This window comes from Burkholderia sp. Bp9142 (assembly GCF_003853415.1).
Taxonomy (GTDB): Bacteria; Pseudomonadota; Gammaproteobacteria; order Burkholderiales; family Burkholderiaceae; genus Burkholderia.
The window spans coordinates 22289-34785 of sequence record NZ_QTPP01000049.1 but is presented as its reverse complement, the minus strand read 5'-3'; the positions used below and the strand labels follow the sequence as shown (position 1 = coordinate 34785).

General features: G+C 57.8%; 6 protein-coding genes. 1 reads left to right on the top strand and 5 read right to left on the bottom strand.

The features are described from left to right. The first annotated feature begins 496 nt into the window (after window positions 1-496). Entirely contained in the window at window positions 497-1075 is a 579-nt protein-coding gene (locus DIE22_RS33730) for a hypothetical protein (RefSeq protein WP_124607114.1), read from the top strand. Between the two features lie 123 nt (window positions 1076-1198). Here DIE22_RS33730 and DIE22_RS33725 read toward each other — a convergent pair whose 3' ends face one another. The 5 genes from DIE22_RS33725 to DIE22_RS33705 form a co-directional block, all read right to left on the bottom strand. Further along, window positions 1199-3748 carry a DEAD/DEAH box helicase gene (locus DIE22_RS33725; protein ID WP_124607113.1) on the bottom strand — a complete coding sequence of 850 codons (2550 nt, stop codon included), beginning with the start codon at window positions 3746-3748 and terminating at the stop codon, window positions 1199-1201. Further along, window positions 3741-4685, bottom strand: coding sequence for a DUF1837 domain-containing protein (locus tag DIE22_RS33720; protein WP_260426832.1), 945 nt, complete (start codon window positions 4683-4685; stop codon window positions 3741-3743). The genes DIE22_RS33725 and DIE22_RS33720 overlap by 8 nt, the downstream gene beginning before the upstream one ends. A gap of 668 nt (window positions 4686-5353) precedes the next feature. Beyond that, window positions 5354-7339, bottom strand: a complete 1986-nt coding sequence (locus DIE22_RS33715) for a DNA/RNA non-specific endonuclease (protein ID WP_124607111.1) — start codon at window positions 7337-7339, stop codon at window positions 5354-5356. Window positions 7340-7350: 11 nt separating this feature from the next. After that, the gene (locus DIE22_RS33710; protein WP_124607110.1) at window positions 7351-10443 is read right to left on the bottom strand and encodes an ATP-binding protein; all 3093 of its coding nucleotides are present in this window, start codon (window positions 10441-10443) and stop codon (window positions 7351-7353) included. Continuing rightward, window positions 10440-12233 (bottom strand): trypsin-like peptidase domain-containing protein, encoded by a 1794-nt coding sequence (locus DIE22_RS33705; RefSeq protein WP_260426831.1) that lies wholly within the window; start codon window positions 12231-12233, stop codon window positions 10440-10442. Before DIE22_RS33705 ends, DIE22_RS33710 begins: the two co-directional genes overlap by 4 nt. Window positions 12234-12497: the final 264 nt, after the last annotated feature.

Genomic DNA, 12497 nt, shown 5'->3' with positions numbered 1-12497 from the left:
CGATGTGTTCCAGTGGTATTGGCGTAATCCATTGGCTGAAAATCGGTTGTAACTTCATCAAAGGGTATGACCGTCGAACCGTGCGGCGGCAATATAAAACGGAATATGCAAGAGCTTTTGCTCTACGTCTTAGTGACGTTCAGCAAACGGCTGGAATTGAAACCCACCAAGCCGGTTACAGCCTTTCGCGCGCTTGCTAGATCGAACTATGAAAATCAGTCAGCTGCTCATGGCCTACAAATATGCGGCGCGCAAGCTGCTCTTGAGCGGCGTGCCCCACAAATGTCAGGCGTCAACACTAGGCACGCGCGTTGAGCGGACAATCGCGCCACTTTGAGCGCTCGATCGCAAGCTTTTACTGTGTTTGTGAGCAAAAGCTCAGTGCAGGTGGATGCGCTCAGTGGTCGCAGCCCGCAACTAAGCGGAGGCCAATATAAGCACTGCCATGCCACGGCCATGCAGCTATACCTGCCAAGCCCACTCATCCACGTATCCCATGCAACTCAAAGCAGCTCGAGAAGCCCACGCTGGAACCGTCGACGCACTGGTCTCTTTCATGACCGACTGCCGGATCGACGCATCCAGCCTGACCGCCGCAACGCTTTCCCTCGCGCTTGAATACGTCTACCAGCCCCACTCACGCTTCTGGCGGGACTTCAACATGGCATTCCTCGTCCGAGCGCTCACTCTGTGTGTCCCTGATTGGCGCGCCGCCACCAATAGCGCGGGTCATGCCTCAGGAGGAGCGACCAGGCTGCTCGCGGATGTCGAGGAATACACGCGCGCCAATGCCTTCGACGAAGCGAATGCCGAAATGCTGCGGGCGCTGCCCGGCCACATGCGACCAACGGATGGCGCCGCCGCGTTCGACTGGATTTCTGCCCAGCTAGCCAGAAAAGGAATGACGGCGGAACTCGAATTCGCGCGGCGAGACGGCGATGTCTGCGGTGACGGCGCGCTCGATGTGTTGCATTGCATCGAGGAAGCCGTAGCCGGGCGAACCGTCGAAAGGACTGGGACGCTAGTGGCAAAGGTGTATCGCGACGCGGCGATGAAGGAGCATGCAGCTCACTGAGCAGCCAGGACGCTACGCGCAGCGCATCGTTCTGGTAGCGATACACAGACGTGCCGCCACCAGGACGGGAGCGCGGGTGGCGCGTACCATCCGCGATGCCATCATTACGCAGCATCGCATGTCTCAAGCCCGGTAGAGTCCAAATTTCTGAAGCTCAGCAAGCACAAGACGCGGCAGTGTCAGCAGCTCTCTGTTCATCGAGCGAAGCCGGAGCCGCAACGCCGCGGGAGAACGGGGTGCCGACCGGAATAGACGACTCACTTCCTTCGCAGCTACCCGCGACAAGCCAAGACTCATCGCTTGAATCATCACGGGGTCGGATGCCCCCAGTTCAAGGAAAAGCGGAACGGCCGGAATTTCCGATGCAGCATTGATCCCACGCTTGGAAAGTGCATACTGAAGAATGTTGATGTAACACCCCAGATACTTGACGTAGTGGAAACGCAGAAATTTATCGATACTTTTCAGCGTTTCTCGAATCACCGTCCCCGAATTGACGGACTTTTCATCCCCATCCTCCTCCCTCTTCCTGATCTCGTAATCGATCTGTATTTGGATGATATTTTTTAGACCCGTACCATTCATCCAGAGAAGAGAGAACCATCCGAAGAAATTTTCTTGCTTATTTTCCACCCCTTCGAGATACGTTCTCGAGATACGCATGATTTCAGTCATACGTTCCTTGGCACTGTCAGCCATTGGATGAGGTGGAATGAGGTCACGGTATTTACCACGCTTTATCGAACCTTCGAAGAAGTCAAATAGAACTTGCTGCCGAATAGGGGAAATCAAATTGTTCTTGGCGATGATTTCGATCGGAAGCGTCACCTTGTCAAGTTGGTCATAGATTGCCCGCTTCACTTCGCGAACATCGGACACGTCTTGGCCGAACGTCGCACGTCGAATCGTCTCATCGAAACGATCAAGCTTGGCGTCAATAAAAAGCCTGCAGAAGACGCTCTCAACGAACTGATAGTCCTTACTTCCTGACGGGTGCTTCGGATCACGCGCATAGTCGACAATCTCGCCTTGCCTAGACTTCAGAGCATGGGAGAGAGAAGACACAACCTCACGACGCTCGTTCTCGTCGACCGGCTTCGATTCCCAGTCCTCGTATTCGATCAAGAACACGTTACCGTGAGTGTCCTTCTGCATGCGTCCAGCGCGACCAGCAAGATTCCAGAAATCGCTTCCATTGATTGGCTTGCCTTTTCCCTTCGTTGGTTTGTGCAAAAAGATATTTCGCGCCGGCAGGTTGACACCTTGAAGCAAAGTCGAGGTGCAGACAAGATACGGCAGTTTATTTTCGCGGAAGTATTGCTCAACTGCCGAGGAGATGGCAGATGGCATGTGTCCATAGTGATACCCAACCCCGTTCAGGACCGAGCTTACGAGCGCGTATTCCGGATGCACATGCTCAGCGACGAATTCCGACAAGACCTCGAGATCGGCGCTTGCGGGCACTGCATCAGTCCTGTGCTTTGAAATGGCCAGCGCAATCTTTTCTGCTGAATCTGGCCCACCAACGTAGACGAGGCTTTGCCCGCCTCCACCAAGTTCTATCGCCGCATCTATCAGTCGCTTGTCCTTGGTGAGAAATCTACGCTGCGCTTTGTAAGTTCCGATCTCTAGGGGCTCGAGGCCGGGGCGATGCAGTCGAAGAAAAATCTCCTTTGCTCTGGCCTGGAATTTCACATAGATGAGGTTCTGCCTAACCGGCTTCAGGTCGCTCTGGATAGACAGCAGACGCTTCAAATCAAGGAGCCCGTTCATGGAGGCTGCCGACTTCGAGTTCGGCGTAATAAAAAGCAGCCTGACGTCCGGTGAACGTCGGATGGCCTCCTCCAGGCAATTGAGCAGTAGCATGCCCCGCTCATCATCGGCGATCTGCTGCGCCTCATCAACGATGATGATCGCGGGCTCAAGATCAGACCGGTCGAGCGCAGTCCTCAAGCGCTCCTGCGTGTACACAAGGACGCGTGACTGAGCATGGTTGAGCTCATCGTCAATAAGGGGCACGCTCGACACAACCACTTTTTCGCCCAACGATGCGAGCGATTTCCCGAGTGAGGCAGACACCTCTTGGATGAGCGAGCGCGTGGGGACAAGATAGACGATGTCCTGAAATCCATCATAGGACTCAAGCGCGTCAAGAATGAATGCTTGGAGAACAAACGATTTGCCTGCGGACGTCGGCGCAGAGACGCTCAGATAACGGTTACTCTTCAGTCCATTCCAGATGTCTGCCTGGAAATCCGTGAGCACCGCTTTCTGCCCCATCACCTCGATCGTGTTGTCTGCCTTTCTCAGCCCTTCATCGATCTGTAAAGCCCATGGAAGTGCCTTGCTCGTCGATTCTGGGAGCAAGAAATCGGACGCTGGGAAATTTCCCAGCGTCGCAAGAACGTGACTGCACACCTCCCTTTGCTCTTCAGTCAAGTGCAACGATGCCAAGGCATATGCAATGTCTTGTGCAAGCATCCAGTTCTTTGTGTCGCTCGCCTGCGCCAGAATAAGCGCTGATTGTGCGAGTTTATAGACGACATCGACGCTCAGAAGAGCTTCCTTCCCGACTACATCCGATAGGCTCGCCCGTTGCAGTGCTTCGTAAGCAATTTTGAATCGTGGCGCTTGAACTACCCGGGTCGCCAACAAGTTTCCGAAGTTACTCACTTAGCGCCCTCTCAAATTGGCTACGGAAGTCATCAACGGAAGGAATCGGAAACATGAACAGATCAACGCTTGCGAGGTCAATGCCTCTCGTCGAAAGATTGGAGGATGCTGTCCCAATTGCCTTCTTCGCACCAGATTCGTATAGTTGCCTGAACTTCTCTTCAGCTTCTTGCAAACTCAATGAAGCCACTTCGTTGTATTGTTTAGCATCAAACCCTACCAGAACTGCAAATCGCTCAAGACGGCGATTTCCCTCTTCAGTTTCGAAAGGATTCAAGAATTTGATTAGATATTCTTTTATATCATTCGGAAATCCATCAAGATCGATGTGATTCAACGTCAATAGAAGCTCATGATCATATCGGCCGCCTACGTTCTTCACGAACTCCTCGAGTGATTCTGCCGCGTCCGCCACCGCACTTGAAAATGACTTGTGTAGCTTTGATTCTCCAAACACGGTGACCAAAGTATTCCTCTCGTCATCCCAAAATGCATGAACTCCATCGGTCCCATGAACCGGCATATTCGCATTCGTCTTCAATCGCATCTTTGACAGGACAATCGGCGCCTGCAAAAAATGCTCGATAAGCACGAACAAAAGAAGTTCTCCTCCCTCCCCCGACCTTGACTGATTTTGGCGCGCATCCATGAACAGCCTTCGGGCTCTCCGGGCAAGCCTATCCATAGCAGGCGCATCGTAGGGAAGATTCTTGTCTGCGAGTTTCGCCTTCCTCCTTTCCTCCTTCGCGATGCAGAACGCAGTAATCTCCCCCATGAGCATCTCGATGAGCGGCCCTACGGTCGGCTTTCCATTCCGAAACGCCGGATAGAGGAAATATGCGTTAAATTCGGCATCGTGACCCGTGTCGACGGTCAAACGTCTGATCCGCTCGTCGACCAAATGTCGCCCGATCAAGCGGCGGATGTGCTTCGACACGTCACTTCCAGACACGGGCGACTTTCTGTTCATGTTATGCGTTTACGTTTCTCGTGAGGCTACTGCGCTTAGTCATCGACAGCTCGGTTTCCGCTGTTATGTATTTCTGCCGGAATACTAGGAACGCGCCCGAAGGCTCCCGGCCTCTATTCATTTCGCTAGCGTCTCTCTTGCGCCAATGCGACCATAGACTTTCCGTTGAATCACCCACAGACACGGGTAGTTCACGGGCAAGCTGAACAGCGCCCCCATGTGCATAGGTACGGTGCAGCCCGCTTCGCAAGAAGCTAGGCGATACTGCAACGAGGTTATGTGACGCTGCAATTCAGTATTTCATGGTATATCGGCAACACTAGCCCATCCTAAAGGCAATGCACGTTACTTTGCCTACCAATCCTACCCCAAAGACGCCCAATCGTGCTGCCAAATGCATGCCGCCGCTTATTCGAAGCTTGCACTACTACGCCCTACTCAAGTAGCTTTCTCAAACTCAAGCATCAAAGGACACCAGCCGAATACTACGGCCTGAACTCCGGGAAGATAAGGTACAGCTCTCGCGAGAGTGATTGACTGTTCGCGGCCCACAGAAATTGTGAGTGAGCAATGACAGGAGGGAAGCGAAGCAGCACTCGGATGGCCGCCCCGCCCATAGCAGCGTCAAAAGCGCTTTACAGAATGATGTCCGTGATCTCGTTGAGCGGCAAAACAACCGGCTCGCCGCTCTTGATCGCCGCTCGTCCTTCGGTCGTCTTGTACAGGGGATCGGCCTTAACGTAATCGCTGAAGTCGTAGCCTGTGGCCTCCGCCAGGTCGGCAATTGCCACCTGGAACGTACGGTAAGCCCCTAGAACCACCCCCTCCAGAGCCTCTGTACGCGACCGCTTCTCAAGCAGATTGCGGATAAGCTGCCCTTGGCTCAGCACATAGGCGGTGGCGTGCAGCGCCTTGTCCTTTTCGTCCAACGTGGCCACGACCTTCCAGAACTCGAGCGGCGCGATCGCTCCGTCAATCTCGATCTCCTCCTCGTCTCCATCCGGGTCCCGCAGGATTGGACCAGTAAAAACACAGGCCTTGAAACCATGTGTCCGAGCGTTGTCAAGAATGTAGTTCTCCAGCCCCTGCCAAAGTGCTTTGCCCTGGTTCAGTCGTGAGTGTTGTGCAGCCGCGTTCACGTAGTGAAACGTGTCGTCGTTCGCGAGCTGAGCCTCGGCAGCTTCGCCCCAATTCGGGTCCTCGCGCCGCACCATGTGGCCGCGGTCGATTTCGCCGTCCTTGAAGTTCTGCGCATCGAGTTGGATGGCCCTCGGAATGCGCTCGTCGGCAAACCACCTGTCAGTGCCACGCTTGATCCGCACCGCTGCCTCACCGTCAATATTGACCGCGGTAATCAGTGGCAATTTGAGCTTCGCAGAATACTTCACGCCGAAGTGCGTGTAGCGGAGTTCGTTTGCCTCGGGTGGATTGTCAGAAGGCTTCGCCAACTCCGTGGCCAAATGATCGGGAAGACCCGGCCAGGGAGTCTGAATCACCCGAGCGCGTGGGCTCTTCCTGAGAAACTTCGTGTTGAAACCTTCCCTGTGCTCGAAGTGCGAGGCTGGGTGACTGCCATCCTTAGCCTCTTCGCTTACAGGTTGTAGAGCAATCGAGACTGGCCGAGTTCCATCGAGCAAAGCGCTGAGAGTTTTCGCGCTAACCGCGGTGTTAGCCTTTCCGTAAACACCGGAGAAATGCAGCCCGACAACCTTGCCGTCCTCAAGCCGAATCACGGGGGAACCGGAATTGCCGCCGAGGCTCGTGCAATCGTACGTCAGAATCCCGCCATCCGGCTTCCGAAGGATCTTACCCGGCGCAAAGCGCTTGACCTCGTAAAGGTCACGAAAATAGCGTGCCTGTGCGTCAGCGTCGTTGCGGGAATCGTACGCCGGGTAACCAATCAGCGCGACCAGGTCACCCTTCTTCAATTTGACTTCTTCGCCGACAAGCTGAAAGGGGGTGGGCAATTTGAAATCAGCAGCTTCAATCCTCAGCAAGGCCACGTCAGCAGACGTGTCATCGGCCAGATATTCAACGCGAGTCAGTTCGGCCGTGCGGCTGTTGTCGTCGACCTTGCTCTCGACTTCCTCACCAAAATCGATGGCGGCTCCGTAGCGAGCACCGGAAGGTGCACGCATGAAGACCGCTGAGCCGTCCGCCTTTCGGCGCGCCACGATTTGAGCTACGTGGCGGTTCGTCACCACCAGCGCGCTCTTTTTCTTCTGCTCCAGCACCCAGCCGGTACCGCCCCACGCCATGTCGTGGTTGCGGAATTCGATGCGCCCGACGGACGGGACCCATTTTTCGACGCCTTTGATGAGGGTTGCGGTCTCCGGCGGCAGTTCCGGCAGATCCTCCAACACCACCGTATCATTTCGAATGAGCAACGGCGGGCGTCCAATTAACGCCACAATCGCCTCGAGCCCCCAGAGCGCCATTGTTCCTGCCACTGCGACCGATTCCAGCGACTGCCCGTTCTTCAGCGCATCCACGCTGGATCTCGACAGAGCCCCCATCAAGGAGCGCGGAAGCCGACCCGCGTCGAAGGCAGCACGCACCGCAGTCTCCATCTCCGGTGTCAGCCGCTTCTTCAGTGCCTCGAACCGCTCATTGTCCGCCATAGCATCTCCCTTCAGAGTTCACGGTGCACGAGAAGCACCGCCAGTGGCGGCACGAAAGCTGCTGGCGCACCGTACACCAGCAGCCGCCGAGTAATGACGTCAACCGCCTCACCCTCCGCCACCAATCTGGCTCCCTCCGACAATGCCCCGCGTAGCCGTCGCTGCAAACGCTGCAGCAGCGCGTCCGTTGGAAGTCCCACGGTCCAGATGTCAAGTTGCTCCCGCGCACGGCTCACAGGGTTTGGCGCTTCCATGAGTTCACGCAAACGCCCGCGCAAGGTTTCGTCAAGCCGCGGCAATCTGCGCCATTCTCCGCGCCGGATACCGATCGACCAGTCGCCCGCCATGGTTCGTCGCCAACGTTCTGCGGCGCGACCAATGAGCCCGAGATCTTCGTTTCGCAAGACGAAGCTGGTCGCCCCAGCCCACTCGGCGAACAGACCAAGGTCTGCCAGCCATGCGATTTGTCTGCCTGTCCGCGACACGTTGAGCTCCAACTGCCGGTCCCCAAGCAGCCCTCCGTTCCTCGCAATTGCCTCTGCTGATGACTCTGCTGCCCCGCGCAGATCGGCGCTGCCCTCCGAAAACAAGAGGTTGTCGGCGAAGGTCGAGTACGGAGTAAGCGTGGCGAGAATCCGTCCGGGAAGTAGCCCTGTCGCATCCTCAGCGTACCGAGCTGCTTGCCCAAGCCGCTGGCGGCCAAGCTCATCAGCATGTGCCGCCTCGCGCCCCTCAACACCAACCCAGCGCTCATTGGCTGCTGCGGCCAAATCGCTCTCGCGAGATTTCCTCTGCGAGAAATGGAATGGTTCTGGCAAATTCGCGAGGAGCAGTGCGAGCGCGCCGTGGCGCGCGCAGTTGTCGGTCGCTGCAGTTGCCGTACCTTCAAGCCGCGACATCAATGGCCGCCACGAACGCCACTGCCGGCGCAGTCTCTCTGGCTCGAACTCTGCCCGCATCTCCAGTCGCGCTAGTGCAAGCGGCTCGGGCAAGTCAGCGAGATCCTCGTCTGACTCATCGAAGCGGTTGCGCTCGCGCAGCCAGAGGCGGGCTTTTGCCCACTGGCCTGATCGCCACAGGAACGTGCGAAGTGCGTCTGCAGCCTGAGAGCGAACGTCCAATCCGCCAGCATCGAGCATGCCTCGCACGAGATACTCGCCCTCACGCCAGTCCTGACGCTGGATGATCGCCAGCAGTTCACGCGTAACACCGGCATCGTCCCCGCTTGCGCCGACCGTCGATTGTGAACCTCGGAACTGACTGGTTCGCTCGCCACGGGTTGCCAGCACCAGATCGGCCGCGGCGCGAGGTAACTCGTCAAGGGCTTCCAAGTCGAATTGGGCGGCGACTTTGAAGGGCACGCTTGGCGCGGCACGCCCGACGCGGGTCAGTTGCAGTTCGTGGTACACCGCCTCGACTTCCGCCCAGGGCTGCGGCTGCGCCGCGAACCAGCGCAAGGCCGCGGCATCGATCCGAGCCGATTGCTTCGGCGACGAGTTGTAAAGCAGAGGCAGCAGCAACGTACGCATGTCGCTGCGGTGCTTGAGGAAGCCCGGAGCACCGGGGTCGTTCTCGACCAGCCAGTGGTGGGCTGCCAACTGATTCAAGAGTTCGCTTGCCCGGTCCTGGGTGATGGCCCCAAGGCCAAGCGTTGGAGCCATCACCCTGCGGATGACGTCAGCGTTGATCCGTCGAACGATCAGGCCGGGATGAGCGAGCCGCCTCAAGTCGGGTTCATCAATGCGTGACAAAAGCATTCGATAGAGGAAGGCGGCACTAACCTCGCTGCCACGCTTGCGCTTCGGTAGGTGCTCAACGCCTAACCGTCTGCCTATCTCCGCGGCAAGGCGAAGCTTGAGCGGATTGCCTTGCGCGATTTCAAGCATCTCATTCTGGAGGCCCGACGGCGTGCCCAGTTTGGCCAGCAAGGCCCTCGCCGCATCGGCTTCAAGGCCAAGAAGTTCCATGCGAGTAACCCGTCGAGTTCCCCAGTCGGCGGTTGTACTACCGGATCCTACGCTGCCGATCTGCTCGAGGCTGTCAAGCGCGTCGCCCCGGCCGGCCGCAAGCACACACATCGGCTTTACACCACTCGCCACAAGGCTGTCGAGCCAGCGAAACAACGTAATGGGGTGAGTCTCACCTCGGCCGCGCAACACTTCCAGCGTATCAAGCACAACCAACACCGGTCGTCCCGCCGCGACCACAGTCTCGCCGAGCTTTGCCACAAGTGATTCCGGCCCACGTTGGCGGAGACTGGAATGCCGGTTCACGTCCAGATCAAAGACAGTTCCTGCATCGAGCCGCGCATTCAGCAGGTCATCACCGGTGGCGCCCAGTTGTTCCGCCAGTTGGCGCGCCGCCTCCATAGTCAGCCCGAGTTGATCTTGCACGTCGAGCCCTGCTCGATCGAAGTCGAGCCGGAGAACTAGCGGATTATCGCGCTCGTGGTAGCGGCGCACCGACTCAGCAAGCAGTGTCGACTTGCCGATGCCTGGTCCGCCGGTCACGAGCAAGCAAGCGACCGGAGCTACTTCGATGGGACGCGATAGCCATTCCGCGATCCCGGCGGATTCACTATCGCGCCCGAAGAAGCCTCGTTCAGCGATGCGACGTCGGTTCTCAGCTCGGTGGAATTCTGACAGGGCTGAACGTGCCGACTGCAACAAATCATTGGAGGGTGCGACCTCGCCGGCGCGGTCGAGCGCCACGATGACACGCTCAAGCTTTGCTTGGTCACTCTGAGCATCGATGATGGCTCGGATGTCGGCGCGCGCAAGCGGTGGCTCATCGAGCAGAACAGCTAGTAAGTCCGTAGTTTCCGAGTCGGGGACACTCTTGCGCCGTTCGACCACTGCTGCGACGAGTTCCGATGGGGCTAGCGATTTGAGCAATGAGTGTCGCGCCGGCGTACGCATCAGCCAGTGGCCGCCGGCACCAATCGGGCTCGTGTCGCAAACTTCAGCAAGACGAGTTGCCACCATGGCGAGGCGGTCCAGGTTGTCACGCGATGTCCACGGCTGAAGGGCTTGCTTCGGCACGAATGGACCGGATAAAGCGGCGAACAGCCGAGCGTAATCAAGCGTGAGGTCGTCTGCATTCATACGTGGCCTCCTTCGTCGCAGAGCTGCTTGAGCCGCGGCTGCAGGCGGGAAGCGATTTCGGTCCGTAGGACGCTGTCATACCTGCCGTTGACGGGGTGAAGGTCCCTCAGTGCCTCGTCAGTCCATTCATTGACGCGCTCGGGACTGATCGCACAATTCATGTCCTTGGCAGCAGTTTGGATGAGGTTACGGACATCTTCTTCACGTACATCGGTGAGGTATTCGACAATCAACCCGGGTGCGCCTTCGCCCTCAGCGTCGAAGCGCGTTTCGAACTGAACGCCCGGCATCTGAATAGCCTCGTAGCCGGCGAGGACGAGGCGCAGGTGCTCAAGCCGAATCGCTTGATCCACGAATGCGGTCAACGCCCAGCGGGACTCGTCGCCAAACACCACCGACGGATGGTCGAAGAACACCCAGAGTCTGATGCCCAACTCTCGTGCCTTCTCGTTGAGAGCCTGCGCCAACCGCAGGCTGCGGTCGGCGACCACGGCCTCGGGCTCAGTCTGATCCACCGCGACGCCGTTCTTGGCCTCTGGCTCTTCGACCTGCACGCCAGCGGCTGACGCCCGGCGTGCAATTTCGCTTGGCAGATCGTGAACCATGGCATCGAAACTGACCCGGACCAGCTTGGTAGCAGGACTTCGCGCCACCAGCTTGTCCAGCATCTCGAATGAAAAAGGAAGACCCGACAAGTCGTGTCTGAGGTCGACGCGGCGAATCCACATGCCCCGAGCACGTGTCGGCCCACGCATGGCAGCATGATAGCCAATGAAAAAACCGTCGCGGCCCACCACCAGACCGCTCTCCGGTGAGCCGTCGAGCGACCACAGTTTCTCGGGCATCTCGTCGTCTGCGATCGCTTCACGCACAATGCTGTCGAAGCGGACCAGCGGTACCAAGCGACCGCCACCATCTGCGCGCCCTTGGTGAATACCGGCTAGCGAAAAACTCGTGTCGAAGCATCCTCCGCCCGACGAGCCGCCCCGCGTACCCCGCACATCATAGCCCCACCGCGCCGTCAGGTTGCGCAGCTTTCGCAGGTTGGTAAATTCCACACCACGCCACTCGCCTTCCGGATATGAGATCAATACAACTGCCGCGGGGCCTCGATACTCGTACGCTGGCGACGCCAAGGTGGCGAACGTCAAGTGGATGCCAACAGGTTGCTTCAAGCGCAGTAACACAACGTCGTGACGGCCTTCGACCTCAGCATCGGATTTCGGCGCGCGTCCACCCTCAGGAGGCCACTCAGCATCACCGCAGGGAGACGCGCCGGGAAGCATGACTGCCGGGATCGTACGTCCGTCCGTGAGCACCACGTCAATCTCAGGACGCTCCCCTGGCACGTCGCTCGGTCCCGCCACTGCGGTCACGTGCCACGCCGTCAAGACCGAGCTGGGACCAACTAGGATACCGGTACCTTTGACGCCGCCGCCTACACGCACTTTGCACCGAAAGACCCTCGCCCTGGCCAAGAAGTCAGGGAGCTTTACATCATCGAACATTAGTTGTTGGTGGTCGAGGTCCCAAGCCTCGCCGACCAGACCACGCATGCGCAGCGCTTCGACGAAGGTTGCCAGGTAGCCCTTGCGCTTGAGAGTCGCCACCCAGACCTGCGCGCGATCATCACCAATCAATTCCGCTGCGGCATCCAATCCTTCCGCACTCGGCACATCTTCTTCGCGCCCCACGCGAATCTGCGCCAGCGCCTCGGCAACCTGCGCACGCGTGTCTGGATTGCGAACGACGAGCTCGATGTCCTCATCCTCAAACATCAGCTCGGACACATGGTCTGCCGTCGCCATCAGACAACGGAACCCGTCAGTGCATTTTCAAATGCCGCCGAGTGACCGTCTTCGCCGCTGGCGACCACCGGACACCGAGTCGGCATTCGAATAGCGTTCTCACTGTCACTGGTTTCCCATTTCCGGCACATACCGAAAAAATGAGATGTCGCTACACCCCGAATTACCGAATGGTCTCGTCCAAACATCTCTTGACCCCATTGTATTTGTATTGTTGTGCGACGCTTACGCGCCCGTACAAGCCAA

What these genes read in the sequence shown, in the direction of transcription:
- DIE22_RS33730 (WP_124607114.1), top strand. Translation starts at nt 497, where the DNA reads ATGCAACTCAAAGCAGCTCGAGAAGCCCACGCTGGAACCGTCGACGCA.
- DIE22_RS33715 (WP_124607111.1), bottom strand. Translation starts at nt 7,339, where the DNA reads ATGGCGGACAATGAGCGGTTCGAGGCACTGAAGAAGCGGCTGACACCG.
- DIE22_RS33710 (WP_124607110.1), bottom strand. Translation starts at nt 10,443, where the DNA reads ATGAATGCAGACGACCTCACGCTTGATTACGCTCGGCTGTTCGCCGCT.